The sequence below is a fragment of the Aminobacter sp. MDW-2 genome, from assembly GCF_014250155.1.
In the GTDB taxonomy this organism is placed as follows: domain Bacteria; phylum Pseudomonadota; class Alphaproteobacteria; order Rhizobiales; family Rhizobiaceae; genus Aminobacter; species Aminobacter ciceronei.
Window position 1 is genome coordinate 3640386 of the sequence record NZ_CP060197.1, and the last position, 18825, is coordinate 3659210.

An 18825-nucleotide genomic window follows, 5' to 3' on the forward strand; every position below is an offset into this window, starting at 1 on the left:
GCACTCAGAGTGAAAAAAGTTGATCGACGACATCTATAACACGAAAATTCTCGGTTTCGCCGGCAATATCGGCCGGCTCGGCCGGCTCGATCACCCCGATGCGACGGCGACAGCACATTCCAAGCTGTGCGGGTCGACGGTCACGATCGATCTGGCGATGAAGGACGGTATCGTCACCGACTTTGCGCATGAGGTGAAAGCCTGCGCTCTGGGCCAGGCGTCGTCATCGATCATGGCCGAGCATGTCGTCGGCGCCAGCGCCGATGAATTGCGCGCCGTGCGCGACACGATGCTGCGCATGCTCAAGGAAGGCGGCACGCCGCCGGAGGGCAGATTCGGCGACCTGAAATATCTCGAGCCGGTGCGCGACTATAAGGCGCGGCACGCCTCGACGATGCTGACCTTCGACGCCGTGGTCGACGCCATCGGTCAGATCGAGCGCAGGTAGGCTGACGCCAGGCAGTTGTCGAGAATCTCGAGGCTTTTGGCGAACTCGGCCTTGATCCACTCGGCGAAGCACTGTGCCGGCTCGGACAGCTTGGCCAGGTTCTTCGCCACCAGCCAGTAGCCGCCGCAGACGACGTTGGTCTCGAACGGCTTGACCAGCGTTCCTGCCTGAAGCTCCTCGTAGACCAGCAAAAGGTCGCCAAGGGCGACACCGTGGCCGAGCATCGCCGCCTGTTTCGACAGTGCCGCGTCGGCCAGCAACGGCCCGCGCTCCGGTACGGATGCCTCGTCGGCACCCGCCGCCTCGAACCAGCGTGCCCAGCCCTGGCGGTTTTCCTCATGCAACAGCGTGTAGCGGCGCAAGTCGGCAGGGGAGGCCAGTGGCGGGCCGGACGCCAGCAGCGCCGGCGACAGGATTGGCGAATCGACGACCATCCCCAAAAGTTCCGACTCGCTGCGCGGCCACGAGCTGTTGTGCGCGCTGAAGCGCAAGGCGAGCTCGGCCTGGTCGCTGCGGAAATCGATCAGGCGTGGGTCGACATCGAGCGCGATCTCGATGTCGGGGCGCATCTCGCGAAATTTGTTGAGGCGCGGCAGGAGCCAGCTGGCAGCCAGCGCCGGCTCGGCACTGACGCTGACTACCGAAAGCGAGGGCCTCGTCGCCAATTCCGAAAGGCGGCGGTCGATGTCGTCAAAACTTTTGACCAGCTGCTGCAGCAGTTTCTGACCGGGTTCCGTCAGTTCGACACGGCGGTGGTAGCGTACGAACAGGGGCTGGCGCAGGAAGCTTTCCAGCTCGCGAATCTGGCGGCTGATGGCGGCCTGGGTGACGAACAATTCGTCTGCCGCGCGGCTGAAACTCAGGTGCCGTCCGGCCGCCTCGAAACTTCTCAATGCCGTCAGCGGAAGCCGCCCGCGGTTCATTCGCATAATCTCAAGTTATCCAAGCTTGACGTTATACTCGTTTGAAGAGCACGGCTAGAGGCCGTCTAATCCTTCCATCCAAGGAGGCAAGACAATGCCAACGCTCTTCAACGCCTACGCCGAAATGTTCCGCATCGCGACCTTCCAGGTCGACCACGCCACCCGGAGAACCAAGTGCTGCGACGCCGACCGGCTTCAACTCGACGCTCCGCAACGGCGGTGCCCCCACCGCGGGGCGAAGCTTGGCTGGAATGCGTGACACGGCGCCGCAGCGGCGAGGTGGTAGATGTCGAACATTGCGTCTGCATGGCGGAATGGACATCTATAGCGAATAGATTCCGATCCGGCGGAGACGATGGACCACGGACATGACCAATCACGCGGCACCGCCGCGCGCGGCCGCAACTGGGCCGGGCCGTGGCGCAGGACGCCAGGCCGCGTGCTTGGCACCTCGTTGGTCCGGCTTTACCAGCTGACGCTCTCAGGCTTTATCGGCAATTCATGCCGGCATCTGCCGACCTGTTCGGAATATGCGCATGAGGCGATTGCGCGCCACGGCTTGTGGGCCGGCGGCTGGATGGGCCTGTTTCGCGTGCTGCGTTGCGGCCCCTGGGGCACCCATGGCATCGACCGGGTGCCGGAGAGCCTCGGCGCGCCCTATGCCTGGTACCTGCCGTGGCGCTATTGGCTGATTGGTCGACGGCCATCGGAGCATTGAGGCGCATGCGCCGCGCACCGCGTGGCATATCAGTTAATGCCGATATTTTTCGGTTTACCGTTTGGTCAGGCTAAGATGGTTCAGTCCAAATTGAGCCATATTCGAGACAATAGCCGTCCATAGTCCTTTGGCGCCCAACCGACAGAGGATGTCACGACAGTGCTTGCTTCATTTCGTCGATCTTCGATCTTCGTTTTTTTCTCCCTTCTTGCGGTGCCTCTTGCTCAGGCGCAGGCGGCTGCCAATGATCCGGCGCTCAAGCCAGTGTTCGAATGCACGCTGATCGTCGATGCCCAGAGCGGCGCCACGCTGCGCCGTGACGGCACTTGCGACCGGCGCGTGAGCCCGGCATCGACATTCAAGGTGCCATTGGCACTGATGGGCTACGATGCCGGCATCCTCAGCGACGCGCATACGCCGCGCTGGGACTACAAGCCTGAGTTCAACGCCATCAAGCGCGACCACAGGCCAGTCGATCCGACGATCTGGGAGAAGGACTCGGTCGTCTGGTACTCGCAGCAGATCACCCGCAAGCTCGGCCATAAGCGGTTTGCCGGCTATGTCCAAGGCTTCAGCTATGGCAATGGCGACATCACGGGCAATCCAGGCAAAAAGGATGGCCTGACCCACTCGTGGCTGAGCTCGTCGCTGCAGATTTCGCCAGATGAGCAGGCGGCATTCATCAGGCGTATTCTCGATCGTAAGCTTTCGGTCTCGGCCAAGGCATACGACATGACCGGCCAGATCCTGCCTGCCTTCGACGCCGGCGACTGGAAGGTCCAGGGCAAGACCGGCACCGGCTGGCTGACCAACAAGGCAGGCGCCCAAAATCGCAGCAGGCCGTTTGGCTGGTTCGTCGGTTGGGCCGAAAAGGACGGCCGGAAGGTCGTCTTTGCCAGGCTGTTCGTCAACGAAGGCAAGAGCCCGGTACTCATGGGACCAAAGGTGCGCGCCGACTTCCTCACCGACCTGCCAGGGTTGATCAAGTCGGCCAACTAGTTCCAGGCTCCTCCGAAATGACGCAGCGGCGCTCGAAGCGTCGCTGTTTGGCTTTACGAGCCAGAAAACTCCCCCTAAAAGACCCCTCGCTGCCGGACGCATCCGGTTTTTTTTACCACCCGCGCTCGTTTGCGGGACTGGATAGGAGAAGAGCTTTGTCGAATTCCGTTTCCCTGACATTCCCCGATGGTTCCGTCCGCGACTACGACGCGGCAATGACTGGTGCCGCATTGGCCGAGTCGATCTCGAAGTCGCTGGCCAAGAAGGCGGTGGCCTATGCCGTCGACGGCACCGTGCGCGATCTTTCCGATCCGCTCGGCAAGTCCGGCAAGGTCGAGATCGTCACCCGCGACGACCCGCGCGCGCTCGAGCTGATCCGCCACGACACCGCGCATGTGCTGGCGGAAGCCGTGCAGGAACTGTGGCCCGGAACCCAGGTCACCATCGGCCCTGTCATCGACAACGGCTTCTATTATGATTTCGCCCGCAACGAGCCTTTCACGCCCGAGGATTTCCCGGCGATCGAAAAGAAGATGCGCGAGATCATCGGCCGCAACAAGCCGTTCACCAAGCAGGTCTGGTCGCGCGACAAGGCCAAGCAGGTGTTCCGCGACAAGGGCGAGGCCTACAAGCTCGAGCTGATCGACGCGATCCCCGAGGACCAGAACCTCAACATCTACGCCCAGGGCGAGTGGTTCGACCTGTGCCGTGGTCCGCACATGGCCTCGACCGGCCAGATCGGCAGTGCCTTCAAGCTGATGAAGGTCGCCGGTGCCTATTGGCGTGGCGACAGCAACAACCCGATGCTAACGCGCATCTATGGCACGGCTTGGGCTGACCAGGCCCAGCTCGACCAGTATCTGCACATGCTGGAAGAGGCAGAGAAGCGCGACCACCGCCGCCTCGGCCGCGAGATGGATCTGTTCCACTTCCAGGAGGAAGGTCCGGGCGTCGTGTTCTGGCATGCCAAGGGCTGGAAGATGTTCCAGAACCTGGTCAGCTACATGCGCCGCCGCCTCGACCAGCAGGGCTACCAGGAAGTCAACGCGCCCCAGGTGCTCGACAAGAGCCTGTGGGAGACCTCGGGCCACTGGGGCTGGTATCGCGACGCGATGTTCAAGGTGACGGTTGCTGGTGACGACACCGACGACGACCGCGTCTTTGCGCTGAAGCCGATGAACTGCCCGGGCCACGTGCAGATCTTCAAGCACGGCCTGAAGTCGTATCGCGACCTGCCGGTGAAGCTCGCCGAGTTCGGCAACGTCCACCGCTACGAGCCGTCGGGCGCGCTGCACGGGCTGATGCGCGTGCGCGGCTTCACCCAGGACGATGCGCATATCTTCTGCACCGAAGAACAACTCGCCGCCGAGTGCCTGCGCATCAACGACCTGATCCTGTCGACCTATGCCGACTTCGGTTTCAACGAGATTTCGGTGAAGCTGTCGACGAGGCCCGACAAACGCGTCGGCTCCGACGAGGCATGGGATCACGCCGAAGAGATCATGGGCAATGTGCTCAAGACCATCGAGGCGCAGTCCGGCAACCGCATCAAGACGTCGATCAATCCGGGCGAGGGTGCCTTCTACGGCCCCAAGTTCGAATACGTCCTGCGTGATGCGATCGGCCGCGAATGGCAGTGCGGAACGACCCAGGTCGATTTCAACCTGCCCGAACGCTTCGGCGCCTTCTACATCGGCTCGGATTCCGAGAAGAAGCAGCCGGTCATGGTCCACCGCGCCATCTGTGGTTCGATGGAACGTTTCCTCGGCATCCTGATCGAGAACTATTCGGGCCACTTCCCGCTGTGGTTCGCGCCGCAGCAAGTGGTGGTGACCACGATCACCTCGGACGCCGACGACTATGCGCGTTCGGTCGCTGCCAAGCTCAAGGCCGCCGGCCTGTCGGCCGAAGTCGACCTGCGCAACGAAAAGATCAACTACAAGGTCCGCGAGCACTCGCTGGCCAAGGTTCCGGTCATTCTCGTCTGTGGCAAGCGCGAGGCGGAAGAGGCGACCGTCAATGTCCGCCGTCTCGGTTCGCGCGACCAGGTGTCGATGGGCCTCGACGAGGCAATCGCTGCTTTGCGTGACGAGGCGATGACGCCGGACAGGCGCCGCGCGCTGACCGCTTGAGACAAACAGGCCTACGCCTGAGACAAACAAGAAGGGCGGCTCGATGCCGCCCTTTTCAGTTCAGAGGTCCGGAAGTCAGGCGACTTGCTGAAGCCTAGTCCGCGCCTTCGTTGGGGTCGATGGCGGCGTCTTCCGAGGCGACGACTTCGACGTCCTGGTTGCGGCCGGCAACGACGGTGAAGTCGCGCTGGTAGATGCGATCGCGGTTCTTGGCGATGATTGTGTAGTCGCCTTCCGACAGCACCATCGAGGCGAAGGCACCGACGGCCTCGCGCAGCGGGTCGCCTGACTCCGTCAGCACCGACCAGGACGTGTCGGCGATGGCTTCGCCGCCGGCTTCGCGCACCAACTTGAAGGTGACGTCTGCGGCGCGGTGCTCGACGGTTGCCTCGGTCAGCTTGCCGGCTTCGACGCGGATGTCTGAGCGGATGACGGCGTTGACGCTGCCATAGGTCGAGACGACGTGATAGGTGCCCGAATTGAGCCGCACCACCGAATTGGGCGCGACGTTGGGGATGATCAGCGCCCGTTCGCCGTCGCTGGTGGAATCACCTTCGAAGATCGAGAATTTGAGCTTGGCCGGCGGGATGCGGACGCCGCCGGAAAGCACGGCGTCGAGCTTCAGGCCACCGGCGTCGAGCACCAGGCTCTCACGCTTGCCCTGCTTGCCAACGGTGATGCGCTTGGTGGCGCCGGCGCGGCCATAGGAGGCATGGACGAGGTAGCTGCCGGGCGGCAGCTGGAACATGCTGGTGCCGCCCTGGGCCGAGGCGACCAGCGGTAGCTTGCCGTCGGGTCCGGCCTCGGGGCGGAAGACGCGCCAGACCAGGCCGCGGCCGATGTCGCTGCCCTTGTCGGTCAGCTGCGCGGTCAGCGTGATCTCGCCAAGGGCGCCCGTCGCCAGCGGTTCGTCGCCGCGCGGCGAGGCAAAACTAGAAATGCCGGGAAGGCTCAACCCGTCGATTGCCGCGGCACCGTCCTGCGCGAAAACGGCCGCAGGCTGCACGGCGAACAGCGCGACAGCCAGAATCGGCGCGAAAAGTCGGAAGGATCCCCTCAGCATCCCTTGTTTGAAGCGCAAGGCGGTGGCAATTTCAAGGCTATTCCGGCGCGATGGATTCTCAACCGCACTGCGCCGATGCCAGAGCAGCCACCATTTACGGACAGGCGCTTCAGCCCAACATCCAAGGAGTGCCCGCGCCGTGACATCGCCGATTATCGACTTCCTGCTGACCCGCAACTCCGCGCCGATCCCCGAACTCCGGGCGCCGGCACCGTCCGACGCCGAGATCGCCACCATTCTGGCGGCGGCAAGCCGCGTGCCTGATCACGGCCGGCTGGAGCCCTGGCGCTTCATCCTCTATCGCGGCGACGTGCGTGTCGAGATCGGCCAGAAGCTGGCTGACTTGGCTGAACGCCGGGAAGGACCGCTGCCGGAAGGCCGACGCAACCAGGAGCTTGCCCGATTCTCGCGCGCGCCGCTGGTCATCGGCGTGGTGTCCAGCCCCAAGGACCATCCCAAGATCCCCGAATGGGAAATGTTCCTGTCGGGCGGCATGGCGGCGATGAACCTGATTACCGCAGCCAATGCGCTCGGTTACGGCACCAACATGATCACCAACTGGTACTCGGATTGCGAAGAGGGCCGCGCACTGCTTGGCCTTGCGCCGCATGAACGTGTTGTCGGCTTCGTCCATATCGGCTCCTATGATGGCGCCGGACAGGAGCGCCAGCGTCCAGACGTGGCAAAGCTCTATGCTGACTATGCCGGGCCTTGGGAGGGCTAGCACAGGTGTTCTACGAGCCGTCGAAAGGCCACGGACTACCGCATGACCCATTCAAGTCGCTGGTGTCGCCGCGGCCGATCGGCTGGATTTCGTCCGTCGGCAAGGATGGGGCGGTCAATCTCGCGCCTTATTCGTTCTTCAACGCGCTGTCCGGCAAGCCGCCGCTGGTTTGGTTTTCCTCCGAGGGTCAGAAGGACAGCGCCACCTTCGCCAGCGAAACCAGGGAGTTCGTTGCCAATCTCGTCGGGCGCGACCTGGCCGAGAAGATGAACAAGAGTTCGGTCAATGCGCCGCGCGGTGTCAGCGAGTTCGCCTATGCCGGGCTGACGCCGGTGCCTTCGCGGCTGGTGGCGCCGCCACGCGTCGCCGAGGCACCCGCTGCGCTGGAATGCAAGGTCACCGAGATCTTCCGCCCCAGAGGTCTGAGCGGGCAGGAGACCGGCGCCATCGTCGTCATCGGCGAGGTCGTCGGCATCCACATCGACGAGGCCTATCTGACCGATGGGTTGTTCGACGTCGTCAAGGCCGGCAACGTCTCGCGCCTCGGCTACATGGATTATTCGACGATCGATGCCATCTTCTCGATGCGGCGGCCGCGCTGGGAGGACTGAACCTCAGCCGGCGACGCCGGCAGCACGCGCCCGGGCCAGCAGGCGCTGGGCGAGCCTCAGATGCGGCCGGTCATACATCTTGCCGTTGATGCCGACCACACCCGGATTGCCCGCCTCCTCGAAGGCGGCGACGATGGAGGCCGCGTGTGCCACCGCATCAGTGGTCGGTGTGAACGCCTCGTTGATGATGGCGACCTGGTCCGGATGAATCGCCATCTTGGCGGTGAAGCCGTCACGCTCGGCTTCGAGGCACTCGGCGCGCAGGCCCTCGCCATCCCGGAAGTTGACGAAGACGGTGTCCACAGCGGCAACGTCGGCTGCCGCTGCACCCAGCACCGTCATTGCCCGCGCCAGGCGGAACACGTCGGTGTAGCGGCCGTCACTGTCGCGTGCGACGCGTGCGCCGATGGCCGCCGAAAGGTCTTCCGCCCCCCATGTCAGCCCGGCAAGCCGGGCACTTGCGCCGGCATAGCTGCCGGTCGCCAGCACGCCGGCCGGGGTTTCCGTGATGATCGGGATGATGCGGATGGCGCCGTCCGGCAGGCCGTTTTCCGCCTCATGCACACGCAGCTTGGCAGAGAGATGCTGGACGTCGGCGCCGGAATTCGACTTGGGCAGCATAATGCCGTCTGGCGCGATCGGCACGATCGCCCTGAGGTCGTCGTCGGTGAGTCCGGTCGAAAGGTCATTGACGCGCACATAGATCGACGCGCGGGTGTCGTTGCGCTTGCTGGCGATGAAGTCGGCGGCGACGCCGCGCGCATGCGCCTTGTTGTCGGGTGAGACCGAATCCTCGAGATCGACGATGACGACGTCGGCGCCGGACGAAAAACCGCGTTCGAGCTTCTTTTCGGAATCGCCTGGAACGAACAGCAGCGAGCGCATCAGGCCGCCTTCTTCTTCATCATCATCGCCTGGCGCTGGCATTTGGCAACGAGCGCGCCGTCCTGATTATAGGCGCAATGCAGGAACTCGACGATGCCGCGATCGGTTTTCGATTTCGATTCGCGCACCGAAAGAACCTCCGTCTCGACACGAATCGTGTCGCCGTGAAAGACCGGATGCGGGAAGGTGGTCTCGGTCATGCCGAGATTGCCGATGGTGGTGCCGAGCGTCGTGTCGTGCACTGAAATGCCGATCATCAGCCCGAGCGTGAACAATGAATTGACCAGCGGCTTGCCCCATTCGCTCCTGGCGGCAAAGTCGAAGTCGATGTGCAGCGGCTGGGGGTTGAGCGTCATCGTCGAGAAGAACATGTTGTCGCTCTCGGTTACGGTCTTGGTGAGCTGATGCCGGATCACCTGGCCGACGACGAATTCCTCAAGATACAGTCCAGCCATCGGCAACTCCTCCCGTTGTGCGGATTTGATAGGCGCTGCCTCGCGGCCCGGCAAGGGTTAACGGATATGGTGAACCGTTCGTAAACCTTTTCTTCCTAGGGTCGTCATTGGGTTTGGGCGCTTGCTGCCAGGGGCGAAGAAAAGCGGATGGTCGTTTCGCATTTCCTGAAATGGATAGACACAGCCAAGGTGGGTGAGCGGGCGGCCGCGGCTGCCGCTCTAGCGAGCGCCTATGTCAACCGCGAGATGCCGTTCGAGGATCGCTGCGCAGCTGAAGCGGCGCTCACGCTGCTGCTCGACGACCCGTCTTCGAAAGTGCGCCAGGCGCTGGCCGAGGCGCTTTCGATGAGCGTCCACGCACCGCTCCAGATCATCGCAGCCCTTGCCGCCGACCAGCCCGACGTTGCGGCGATGGTGCTGGCGCGTTCTCCCTTGCTGACCGACGCCGACCTTATCGACCGCGTCGCATCGGGCTCGATTGCCATCCAGAAGCTCGTTGCCGACCGGCCGGTCGTGTCGATGTCGCTTTCGGCTGCGATCGCTGAAGTCGGTGAGGCCGAAGCCTGCGTCGTCCTGCTGCGGAATTATGGCGCCGACATCGCCTCGCTGAGCTTCCGCCGCATGGCTGAGCGCTTTGGCCATGATGCGCACGTGCGCGAGGCACTTGCCGCCGATCCGCGCCTGCCGTCCGATTGCCGGCACCTGCTGCTGGTCAAGCTTGGCGAGGCCTTGAAGGCCTCGCCCTTCGTCATGGCATTGATGGGCGCCGCGCGCGCCGAAAAGGTGACGCGCGATGCCTGCGTCAAGTCTTCGCTGACGTTGATCGAGGGCACCCGCGCCAACGAACACATGGCGCTTGTCGAACATCTCAGGTTGCGCGGCGACCTGACCGCAAGCTTCATCATCCGCATCCTTGCCCATGGCAAGGTCGATTTCTTCGGCGCTGCCCTTGTCGTCCTGACCGGTCGCGACGAACCACGGGTGAGGGCGCTGCTTTCTGCTGGGCAAGACGTCGCTCTGACAGCGCTGTTGCGCTCCGCCGGCCTCGCCGATGCGTCACACGCGATCATCCTGCGGGCGCTGAAGATCTGGCGCGAAGTTGCCAATGGCCGTCGTGTCGCCGGTGCCCAGGAAGTCAGCTGGCTGATGCTCAAGGAACTGGGTGGCCAGGCAGCCGAAGGCGAATTGGCCTCTTTGGTGAAGTCGATCCACCTCGAAGCCCTGCGTGAAAACGCCCGCGGCCACGCTCTGGCGATAGCGGCCGCCTGACGGCGGGCCGCTTTCTTCATTCAAATCCGGATCAGATATCCAGCGCGTCCGCTGCGGCGAACTCGGCGCGTTCCTGGATAAAGCGGAAACGCAGCTCCGGCTTGGTGCCCATCAGCGCGTCGACGGCGCTCTTGGTGTCGTCTTCGCTCTCATTGACCTCGACACGCAGCAGCGTGCGCTTCTTCGGGTCCATCGTCGTTTCCTTGAGCTGCGAGGCCATCATCTCGCCGAGGCCCTTGAATCGACCGATCTCGATCTTGCCGCGCCCGGTGAACTCGGTCTTCAGCAACTCCTCCTTGTGGGCGTCGTCGCGGGCATAGGCGACCTTGCCGCCCTGACGGATCGAGTAGAGTGGCGGCACCGCCATGTAGAGGTGCCCACCGCGGACGAGCTCTGGCATCTCCTGGTAGAAGAAGGTGATCAAAAGCGAGGCGATGTGCGCGCCGTCGACGTCGGCGTCGGTCATGATGATGACGCGGTCGTAGCGCAGGTCCTCTTCGCGGTATTTCGAGCGCGTGCCGCAGCCGAGCGCCTGGATCAGGTCGCCGATCAACTGGTTCGATGCCAGCTTGTCGTTGCCGGCGCTGGCGACGTTGAGGATCTTGCCGCGCAGCGGCAGGATCGCCTGCATCGAGCGGTCGCGTGCCTGCTTGGCCGAGCCGCCTGCCGAGTCGCCCTCGACGATGAACAATTCGGCGCCGGCGGCGGCATTCTGCGTGCAGTCGGCCAGCTTGCCGGGCAGGCGCAGCTTGCGCACTGCGCTCTTGCGCGACACTTCTTTTTCCTGGCGGCGGCGCACGCGTTCGTCGGCGCGCGCAATCACCCAGTCGAGCAATTTCGACGCTTCCTGCGGATTGTCGGCGAGCCAGTGGTCGAACGGGTCGCGGATCGCCGTCTCGACGATGCGCATCGCTTCGACGGTGGCCAGCTTGTCTTTGGTCTGGCCGACGAACTCCGGTTCCCGGATGAACACCGACAGCATGCCGGCGGCCGAAATCATCACGTCTTCGCTGGTGACGATCGAGGCGCGCTTGTTGCCGACAAGGTCGGCATAAGCGCGCAGGCCGCGCGTCAGAATGTTGCGGAAGCCCATTTCGTGGGTACCGCCGTCGCCGGTCGGGATGGTGTTGCAATAGGAATTGATGAAGCCGTCGCCGCCGAACCAGGTGACGGCCCATTCGACCGAGCCGTGGCCGCTCTGCTTCTCGCTCTTGCCCGAGAAGATTTCACGGGTGACCTGCATCTCACTGCCGAGCGAGGCCTTGAGATAGTCGCCGAGACCGCCGGGGAAGTGGAACACGGCCTTGGCAGGCGTCTCGTCCTTTTCCTTGATCAGCGTGGGATCGCAGCTCCAGCGGATTTCGACGCCGCCGAACAGATAGGCCTTGGAGCGCGCCATCTTGTAGATGCGTGCCGGTTCGAAATGCGCGCCCTTGCCGAAGATGTCCGGGTCGGGGTGGAAGCGCACCTTGGTGCCGCGCCTGTTCTGGACGTCGCCAAGGCTTTCCAGCCCGCCCTGCGGGACGCCGCGCGAAAAACGCTGACGGAACAGTTTGCGGTTGCGCGCCACCTCGACTTCAAGCTGGTCGGAGAGCGCGTTGACGACCGAAACGCCGACACCGTGCAGGCCGCCCGAGGTCTCATAAACCTTGGAGTCGAACTTACCACCGGCATGCAGCGTGGTCATGATGACCTCGAGCGCCGACTTGTTCTTGAACTTGGGGTGCGGATCGACCGGGATGCCGCGACCGTTATCGGTGACGGTGAGGAACCCCTCGGCGTCGAGTTCGACCTCGATGAAGGTCGCATGGCCAGCCACCGCCTCGTCCATCGAGTTGTCGATGACTTCGGCAAAGAGATGGTGCAGCGCCTTTTCGTCGGTGCCGCCGATATACATACCGGGGCGACGGCGGACGGGCTCCAGGCCTTCGAGAACTTCGATATCGGCAGCACTGTAGCTGTCGCTGGCGTCCTTTGCCGGAGCAGGGCGCTTCGCCGCCGCGGCCGCCGCGACCAGCGGGTCAACCGGACGGGAAACGGGGCGTGCAGGCTGGTTGCCGAGATTGCCGAAAAGGTCGCTGTTGTCGTCCATGCTCAATACGGTTGTTCCGCGCTGCGAATCACTTGTCGAGTTTGCCAGTTTTGCCGGTCCGGCAACAGTTCCTGATCTGTTCGTCCCCCGCCCGTTCGATATGCCGGAATTGGCAGGGCCGGCGCAACCTTTCGTAAACGCTAACCGAAGTCGCAGCACTCAGCTGACGATGGCGCGGCAATGTAAGGTTGCGGCTGACCCGGAATGTCCAATAACTGCTGCCCGAACATTCGGACATCAGGAAGGCCGCGCCCCCGTGCTTGACTTTGGTTCCCTGTTGCTCGCCACGGCCCTGTCGGGTGCGTGTCTGAGCGGAACACTCGTCGCGATCTGGCTGACGGCGCGTCAGTCCCGTTTCGTTCTCACGATGGCGGTGGGAATACTACTTCTTGTCACCCATGTCATCGCCTTTTGGCTTTATGGTCGCCATGCCTCCTCATGGCTCGGGCAGGGCATGTTGGCGCTGCTCGTCGCCGGCTTCTTCGTCGTCTTCACCTCCGCCGACCAGTATATCGAGCGCGGCTGGTCGAAACCCGCAGCCTTTCCGGTCGCCGCGATCATCGTCCTGACAGTCGTGGTCACCGCGGCGGGCTTCGACGGCCTCGGCTTTGTCATCGCCTATTCGGCGGTAACAGGCATCCTCGTCATGACCGCGACCGCATTCTGGACGAGCAAGGAGGTCGACCGCCGCGTGCTGGCCCCGGTCTCGCTGCTTACCGGCAGCAGCGCCATATCCTTCGCGCTATGCGCCTTCGTCATCGTGCAGCAGAAGCAGTGGGTGCTCGGCAGCGTGCCCAGGAACTGGGCCGAGGACGTCAATACTGTCGTGGTCGTTGCCTGCATGACCGCACTTGGGGCACTCACCATCTCGTTCCACCATCTGCGCACCCAGAGCCGGCTGACCGAGGAAACGCTGACCGATCCGCTGACGGGGCTGATGAACCGCCGGGCGCTTACGTCGCTGCATGGCGACACGCAGTTCGGTGAACGCCGGGCTCTCGCCATGGCCGATCTCGACCACTTCAAGCGGACCAACGATGTCTTCGGCCATGCCGTGGGCGACCGGGTGCTCCAGCGTTTTGCCGATGTTGTCAGAAGACAATCGCGCGACGGCGTCGAGGTATTCCGGCTCGGTGGCGAGGAATTTGCCATCGTCATCGCGGGAATGAGCACGCTGGAGGTCTATGACGTCCTGCGCAAGATTGGCGCGTCTTTCGGCGCCGAGGTCGTCGGCACCAAGCTCGGCCCGCTCCGGAGCACGGTCAGCGTTGGCGTGTGTTTCGGCGATGATGAGCCGCGCACGGTCGAACAGATGCTGCTTGGAGCCGATGCTGCGCTCTACGCCGCCAAGCGCGCCGGCCGCAACCGCGTCGCGACGGCTGGAAATGCGGGCAGCAAGGCTTATCGCGAGCCGGAACTGCTGTTTGCTTGATAGCATCGGCGAACCCGACGATTGTCCGACCTAGCTGCAGGGCTCACTCCGGATTGGCTGCACAGGCAGGCGGGTGATGGTTGCCTTTGATGTCGCGATGCGAGAGCTTGATTTACAAAGTAAAGCAAAGAGTCGGAGAGTGCGATGGAGAGGCGAGAGGCATTCGAACGCCTTCTTGATATAGCGGTAGAAAGTAGAGTTCTACTAAACGACCTTCTTTTGGATTGCCAAGGCAAAATCTCCGACAAAGACTTTGTTGAGTTGAGGACGGCGGTGGGAATCGCCATGGGAAACATGTTTGTCGAGACTGTTGTACCGATACTGAATGAGTTTCCCGAACTGAACACTGCATCAAAGTTGCGTAGCCCGACCCCGTTGGGCCACCCGTTCGATCTCTGACGAACGGCCATTTCGGCGTACGCTGCGGTTTAAGCCGACAGGCTATGAATCAAATCGGCGGCGCCCGTGAGGTGCGCCGCCGATGAAGGTGTTCGCCGGGTCAGGTTACTCGGCTGCGCCGAGGTACTCGCTCAGCGGCGGGCAGGCGCAGACCAGGTTGCGGTCGCCGGCGACGTTGTCGATGCGCGACACCGGCGGCCAGTACTTGGCGACAGTGTCGGGATCGCCGCCGGGATAGGCCGCTTCGAGGCGCGAGTAGGGGTGCTTCCACTCGCCGGCCAGCGTCTCGGTCGCCGTGTGTGGCGCGTTGACCAGCGGATTGTCATCCCTAGGCCATTCGCCTTTTTCGACCTTTGCCGCTTCGTTGGCGATGGCGATCATCGCTTCGCAGAAACGGTCGATCTCGTGCTTCGGCTCGGACTCGGTCGGCTCGACCATCAGCGTCCCGGCAACCGGCCACGACATGGTGGGCGCATGGAAGCCGTAGTCGATCAGGCGCTTGGCGATGTCCTCGACCGAGATGCCCGCACGCTCCTTGAGCACGCGGGTGTCGAGGATGCACTCATGCGCGACACGACCGTTGCGGCCCTTGAACAGCACGGGATAGTGCGCCTCGAGCTTGCTGACGATGTAGTTGGCATTGAGGATCGCCGTCTCCGTCGCGTGCTTGAGACCCGAAGCGCCCATCATCCGGATGTACATCCAGGTGATCGGCAGGATCGAGGCGCTGCCGAAGGGAGCCGCCGAGACCGCATGCGCGCTGCCGATTTCGACATGGCCTGGCAGGAACGGCGCCAGGTGCGACTTGACGCCGATCGGGCCGATGCCGGGGCCGCCGCCGCCATGCGGAATGCAGAACGTCTTGTGCAGGTTCATGTGGCACACGTCGGCACCGATGTCGGCGGGCCGCGAAAGCGCAACCATCGCGTTCAGGTTGGCACCGTCGAAATAGACCTGGCCACCATGGGCATGGACGATCTCGCAGATGTCGCGCGCACCTTCCTCGAACACGCCATGCGTCGAGGGGTAGGTGAACATCAGCGCCGCGAGCTTGTCGGCGTGCTGCTCGGCCTTCACCTTGAGGTCGGTGACGTCGATGTCGCCATCTTCGAGGCAGTGCACGACAACAACGTCCATGCCGGCCATGGCAGCACTGGCCGGGTTGGTGCCATGCGCCGAGGACGGGATGAGGCAGATGTTGCGCTGCGTCTCGCCACGCGAATGGTGATAGCGGCGGATGGCCAGAAGGCCGGCATATTCACCCTGGCTGCCGGCATTCGGCTGAAGGCTGACGGCGTCGAAGCCGGTGATTTCGCACAGCCATGCTTCGAGGTCGTCGGTCATCGCGCGATAACCGAGCGAATGGCTGGTCGGCGCGAATGGATGCAGGTTGGCGACCGACGGCCAGCTGACCGGCATCATCTCGGCGGCGGCATTGAGCTTCATGGTGCAGGAGCCGAGCGGGATCATGGCGCGGTCGAGCGCCAGGTCCTTGTCGGCCAGCCTGCGCAGGAAGCGCATCATGTCGGTTTCCGAGCGGTTCTGGTGGAACACCGACTGGGTCAGGAACTCCTTGCCGCGCGGCTGGCCCGGCAGCGAACGCTTGGCTTCGGCCACGACCTTTGCGCCAAACAGGGCAGCGATCGCTTCGAGATCGGCAGCTGTCGAGGTCTCGTCGAAGGCGACCGAGACATGGTCGGCGTCGATGACACGCAGCAGGCGGCCGGTCTTCTCGGCCTCGGCGGCAATAGCCTCGGCCTTGCCCTTGGCCTCGATGGTGACGGTGTCGAAACGTTTGTCGCCAAGCACCGGCAGGCCGGCAGCTTTCAGGCTCTCGGCGAGACGGCTGGCCAGCGCGTGGACCCGCTCGGCGATCGCCTGCAGGCCGACCGAGCCGTGCCAGATGGCATAAGATGCCGCCATGTTGGCGAGCAAGGCCTGTGCGGTGCAGATGTTCGACGTCGCCTTGTCGCGGCGGATGTGCTGTTCGCGGGTCTGCAGTGCGAGGCGGTAACCGGGGCGGCCCTTGCTGTCGACCGACTGGCCAACGAGGCGGCCAGGCATCAGGCGGGTCAGCTTGTCGGAGACGGCGCAGTATGCTGCGTGCGGACCGCCAAAGCCCATCGGCACGCCAAAGCGCTGCATCGACCCTGCGGCGATGTCGGCGCCGAGGCTGGCAGGCGTGTCGGTAACGGTCAGGCTGAGCGGATCCGAGACGAAGATGACGATCGCACCGACGGCCTTGGCCTTCTCGATCGCCGCCTTGTGGTCGCCATAGACGCCGTTGGTGTCGGGCCAGGAAACGATCAGCGCTGCCGTGTTGTCGTCGATGGTCTCGCCGTCGATCTCGGTGCCCAGCGGCTCGGCGCGGGTACGAACGACGTCGAGGACCTGCGGGTGCGCTGCACCGGCAATGGCGACGCGGCTGCGCTTGTCGCGGTGATGGCGCAGCGCGATGCCGACCGCTTCGGCAACGGCGGTTGCTTCGTCGAGCAGCGAGGCGGAGGCGACCGGCAGGCCGGTCAGTTCGGCGACCAGCGTCTGGAAGTGGAACAGGAGCTCCAGGCGGCCCTGGCTGATTTCGGCCTGGTAAGGCGTGTAGGCGGTGTACCAGGCCGGGTTCTCGAACAGGTTGCGCTGGATGACCGGAGGCACGTTGACGCCGTGATAGCCGGCACCAATGAAGCTCTTCAGCACCTTGTTGCGGCCCATCTTCTCGCCGAGCTCGGCAAGCGCCTCATGTTCGCTCGCCGGGGCCGGCAGGTTGAGCGCGCGGTCGAGCCGGATCGACTTCGGCACAGCCTGCGAAATCAGCGTTTCCACGGAGGTTACGCCGATGGCGGCCAGCATGGCGCGGGTTTGTTTGGGACCAGGCCCGATGTGGCGGGCCGAAAAGGGATAGGGTGCGGTGGTCATCTCAGGCGATCCTGTCAACCGATATGGGCTTTGTAGCCCGCTTCATCCATCAGGCCGTCGAGCTGGCCCGCATTGGCGATCTTCATCTTCCACAGCCAGCCGTCGCCGGTGGCAGCCGAATTGACGAGCGCCGGGTCGGAAGAGAGCGTTGCGTTGCTTTCGGTGATGTCGCCGTCGATCGGCGCATAGACGTCCGAGGCGGCCTTGACCGACTCGACGACCACGGCGACGTCGCCCTTGGCGAGCTTGCGGCCGGCTTCCGGCAGGTCGACGAAGACCAGGTCGCCAAGCTGTTCCTGGGCGTAGTCGGTAATGCCGACGGTAGCGATGTCGCCTTCAACGCGGATCCACTCGTGGTCTTCGGTGAAATAGGTCTTGGTCATGGAAATTATCCTTTGCGGTAGCGATGCTGCGTGAAGGGAAGAGAATGAACGTCGACGGGCACCTTGGTACCGCGGACGTCGGCGAAGACACGGGTGCCGGCCTTGGCCAGCGACGCGGAGACATAGCCCATGGCGACCGGGAATCCGGCCGACGGGCCAAAGCCGCCCGAGGTGACGCGGCCGATCAGCTTGCCGTCGGCATCGAACAGCTCGGCGCCGGCGCGCACCGGCTGGCGGCCTTCAGGCTTCAGGCCGACGCGCTTTTCCTTGGCGCCGTCGGCGAGGATCGCAGCAAGTGCCGCGCGGCCGATAAAGCCGCCGTCTGCACGCAGGTCCTTGGGGATCGCCCACATCAGGCCGGCACTTGCAGGGTCGTTGTCGGGGGTGATGTCGTTGCCATGCAGGCAGAGCCCGGCTTCGAGGCGCAGGCTGTCGCGTGCGGCAAGGCCGATCCACATGGCGCGCTCGTCGGCCAGAAGCTTGGCAAGCAATTCGCGCGCGTCTGCCTCCGGCAGGCCGATCTCGAAACCATCCTCGCCGGTATAGCCGGAGCGGCTCATGAACCAGTTGGCGCGCGGCTCGAAGCCCTGCATGAAGAACAGCGCGTCGGTGGCAATGCCGGCCTTGCCGAGCACTGTGGCCGCCTCGGGGCCCTGGATCGCGATGAAGACGCGGTCGAGCGGCTCGATCGTGGCGTCGAAGTCTTTGGCCAGCGCACGCAGATGCGCTTCGTCGGTCGCTGCGTTGCCGGCATTGGCCACCACCATGAAACGCTCGTCGCCGAGACGGGTGATGATCAGGTCGTCGATGATGCCGGCGGTCTCGGTCAGGAAGAAGGTGTATTTCGACTGCCTGGTCTCAAGCGCGCGCGCATCGAGCGGGCAGGCGCGGTTGATGAGGTCGGCGGCCCCCGGGCCGGTGACCAGGAACAGCTTCATGTGGGAGATGTCGAACAGGCCGACATGCTCCCGGGTGTGAAGGTGTTCCTTCATCACGCCGGCAGGATAGGTCAGCGGCATGTTCCAGCCGGCAAAGGCGCCAAAGCGCGCACCGGCGGCTGCATGCAGATCTGCAAGTGGGAGTTGGTTGGTGGCTTCGCCTGTCATGTCTTCTCCAGAGTCGCACGTGTCCAGCCGCTTGTGGCAGCCATTCCGTGCCCCTCTGTCTGAAGCCTGAGAGACTCGCGCTCCGGAACTCTGTCGGCAGCGCTTACACCTTCGGCGCGGGACCAAGGTCCCGACTTTCCAGAGTGTCCTTCCTGTTTACGGTTCTTTTGCCTGAGAGATTTCGGGCGATTTCCCCTTCGGCGTCAGCTTTCGCTGCTCTCTCCCGCAAACAGGTGGAGCCCGCAAAGGCTCCAGACGAGTCGTCAATAT

General features: G+C 63.8%; 17 protein-coding genes and 1 riboswitch. Of the genes, 9 read left to right on the plus strand and 8 right to left on the minus strand.

The window, feature by feature from the left end; all coding sequences use genetic code 11:
• The first annotated feature begins 19 nt into the window (after positions 1-19).
• Positions 20-448: an iron-sulfur cluster assembly scaffold protein gene (locus H5P29_RS18020; protein ID WP_067961718.1), complete on the plus strand. Its 429-nt coding sequence runs from the start codon at positions 20-22 to the stop codon at positions 446-448.
• On the opposite strand, the gene H5P29_RS18025 is transcribed toward H5P29_RS18020, so the two are convergent.
• Positions 430-1371, minus strand: coding sequence for a LysR substrate-binding domain-containing protein (locus H5P29_RS18025; protein WP_154384156.1), 942 nt, complete (start codon positions 1369-1371; stop codon positions 430-432). The genes H5P29_RS18020 and H5P29_RS18025 overlap by 19 nt on opposite strands.
• A gap of 94 nt (positions 1372-1465) precedes the next feature.
• Between H5P29_RS18025 and H5P29_RS18030 the strand changes: the two genes are divergently transcribed.
• The 4 genes from H5P29_RS18030 (at position 1466) to thrS (ending at position 5220) form a co-directional block, all read left to right on the plus strand.
• Positions 1466-1630 carry a hypothetical protein gene (locus H5P29_RS18030; RefSeq protein ID WP_154384157.1) on the plus strand — a complete coding sequence of 55 codons (165 nt, stop codon included), beginning with the start codon at positions 1466-1468 and terminating at the stop codon, positions 1628-1630.
• 96 nt (positions 1631-1726) lie between these two features.
• Positions 1727-2089 (plus strand): membrane protein insertion efficiency factor YidD, encoded by a 363-nt coding sequence (yidD, locus tag H5P29_RS18035; RefSeq protein WP_154384158.1) that lies wholly within the window; start codon positions 1727-1729, stop codon positions 2087-2089.
• A gap of 213 nt (positions 2090-2302) precedes the next feature.
• Positions 2303-3088 (plus strand): class D beta-lactamase, encoded by a 786-nt coding sequence (gene blaOXA / locus H5P29_RS18040; RefSeq protein WP_185910410.1) that lies wholly within the window; start codon positions 2303-2305, stop codon positions 3086-3088.
• 155 nt (positions 3089-3243) lie between these two features.
• Entirely contained in the window at positions 3244-5220 is a 1977-nt protein-coding gene (gene thrS / locus H5P29_RS18045; protein ID WP_067961724.1) for a threonine--tRNA ligase, read from the plus strand.
• A gap of 94 nt (positions 5221-5314) precedes the next feature.
• On the opposite strand, the gene H5P29_RS18050 is transcribed toward thrS, so the two are convergent.
• A complete protein-coding gene (locus tag H5P29_RS18050; protein WP_067961726.1) occupies positions 5315-6283 on the minus strand; it encodes a hypothetical protein in 969 nt (322 codons plus the stop codon).
• A 139-nt stretch (positions 6284-6422) separates the two neighbouring features.
• Between H5P29_RS18050 and H5P29_RS18055 the strand changes: the two genes are divergently transcribed.
• Both H5P29_RS18055 and H5P29_RS18060 read left to right on the plus strand, forming a co-directional pair.
• The gene (locus tag H5P29_RS18055) at positions 6423-7007 is read left to right on the plus strand and encodes a nitroreductase (RefSeq protein ID WP_067961729.1); all 585 of its coding nucleotides are present in this window, start codon (positions 6423-6425) and stop codon (positions 7005-7007) included.
• Positions 7008-7012: 5 nt separating this feature from the next.
• Entirely contained in the window at positions 7013-7618 is a 606-nt protein-coding gene (locus tag H5P29_RS18060) for a flavin reductase family protein (RefSeq protein WP_067961731.1), read from the plus strand.
• Positions 7619-7621: 3 nt separating this feature from the next.
• On the opposite strand, the gene H5P29_RS18065 is transcribed toward H5P29_RS18060, so the two are convergent.
• The gene (locus H5P29_RS18065; protein ID WP_154384160.1) at positions 7622-8503 is read right to left on the minus strand and encodes a CoA ester lyase; all 882 of its coding nucleotides are present in this window, start codon (positions 8501-8503) and stop codon (positions 7622-7624) included.
• On the minus strand, positions 8503-8958 hold the full coding sequence (locus H5P29_RS18070) for a MaoC family dehydratase (protein WP_067961733.1): 456 nt from the start codon (positions 8956-8958) through the stop codon (positions 8503-8505). The genes H5P29_RS18065 and H5P29_RS18070 overlap by 1 nt, the downstream gene beginning before the upstream one ends.
• 147 nt (positions 8959-9105) lie before the next feature.
• Between H5P29_RS18070 and H5P29_RS18075 the strand changes: the two genes are divergently transcribed.
• A complete protein-coding gene (locus H5P29_RS18075; protein ID WP_154384161.1) occupies positions 9106-10227 on the plus strand; it encodes a DUF2336 domain-containing protein in 1122 nt (373 codons plus the stop codon).
• Between the two features lie 31 nt (positions 10228-10258).
• On the opposite strand, the gene parE is transcribed toward H5P29_RS18075, so the two are convergent.
• Complete coding sequence (gene parE / locus H5P29_RS18080) at positions 10259-12319, minus strand: DNA topoisomerase IV subunit B (protein ID WP_067961737.1); 2061 nt, start codon at positions 12317-12319, stop codon at positions 10259-10261.
• 256 nt (positions 12320-12575) lie between these two features.
• Here parE and H5P29_RS18085 point away from each other — a divergent pair, with 256 nt between their 5' ends.
• Complete coding sequence (locus tag H5P29_RS18085) at positions 12576-13751, plus strand: diguanylate cyclase (protein WP_185910121.1); 1176 nt, start codon at positions 12576-12578, stop codon at positions 13749-13751.
• 504 nt (positions 13752-14255) lie between these two features.
• Here the strand turns inward: H5P29_RS18085 and gcvP are convergent.
• From gcvP to gcvT, 3 genes are read right to left on the minus strand one after another with little or no spacing between them, the layout of a single operon-like run.
• A complete protein-coding gene (gcvP, locus tag H5P29_RS18090; protein WP_154384163.1) occupies positions 14256-17066 on the minus strand; it encodes an aminomethyl-transferring glycine dehydrogenase in 2811 nt (936 codons plus the stop codon).
• 14 nt (positions 17067-17080) lie between these two features.
• Positions 17081-17449, minus strand: coding sequence for a glycine cleavage system protein GcvH (gene gcvH / locus H5P29_RS18095; RefSeq protein WP_154384164.1), 369 nt, complete (start codon positions 17447-17449; stop codon positions 17081-17083).
• Between the two features lie 5 nt (positions 17450-17454).
• Complete coding sequence (gene gcvT, locus H5P29_RS18100) at positions 17455-18555, minus strand: glycine cleavage system aminomethyltransferase GcvT (protein WP_154384165.1); 1101 nt, start codon at positions 18553-18555, stop codon at positions 17455-17457.
• 149 nt (positions 18556-18704) lie between these two features.
• A riboswitch (glycine riboswitch) is annotated at positions 18705-18791 on the minus strand.
• Positions 18792-18825 lie beyond the last annotated feature (34 nt).

What these genes read in the sequence shown, in the direction of transcription:
- H5P29_RS18050 (WP_067961726.1), bottom strand. Translation starts at nt 6,283, where the DNA reads ATGCTGAGGGGATCCTTCCGACTTTTCGCGCCGATTCTGGCTGTCGCG.
- gcvT (WP_154384165.1), bottom strand. Translation starts at nt 18,555, where the DNA reads ATGACAGGCGAAGCCACCAACCAACTCCCACTTGCAGATCTGCATGCA.
- H5P29_RS18065 (WP_154384160.1), bottom strand. Translation starts at nt 8,503, where the DNA reads ATGCGCTCGCTGCTGTTCGTTCCAGGCGATTCCGAAAAGAAGCTCGAA.
- H5P29_RS18030 (WP_154384157.1), top strand. Translation starts at nt 1,466, where the DNA reads ATGCCAACGCTCTTCAACGCCTACGCCGAAATGTTCCGCATCGCGACC.
- parE (WP_067961737.1), bottom strand. Translation starts at nt 12,319, where the DNA reads ATGGACGACAACAGCGACCTTTTCGGCAATCTCGGCAACCAGCCTGCA.
- H5P29_RS18075 (WP_154384161.1), top strand. Translation starts at nt 9,106, where the DNA reads ATGGTCGTTTCGCATTTCCTGAAATGGATAGACACAGCCAAGGTGGGT.
- gcvP (WP_154384163.1), bottom strand. Translation starts at nt 17,066, where the DNA reads ATGACCACCGCACCCTATCCCTTTTCGGCCCGCCACATCGGGCCTGGT.
- H5P29_RS18070 (WP_067961733.1), bottom strand. Translation starts at nt 8,958, where the DNA reads ATGGCTGGACTGTATCTTGAGGAATTCGTCGTCGGCCAGGTGATCCGG.
- H5P29_RS18025 (WP_154384156.1), bottom strand. Translation starts at nt 1,371, where the DNA reads ATGAACCGCGGGCGGCTTCCGCTGACGGCATTGAGAAGTTTCGAGGCG.
- gcvH (WP_154384164.1), bottom strand. Translation starts at nt 17,449, where the DNA reads ATGACCAAGACCTATTTCACCGAAGACCACGAGTGGATCCGCGTTGAA.
- yidD (WP_154384158.1), top strand. Translation starts at nt 1,727, where the DNA reads ATGGACCACGGACATGACCAATCACGCGGCACCGCCGCGCGCGGCCGC.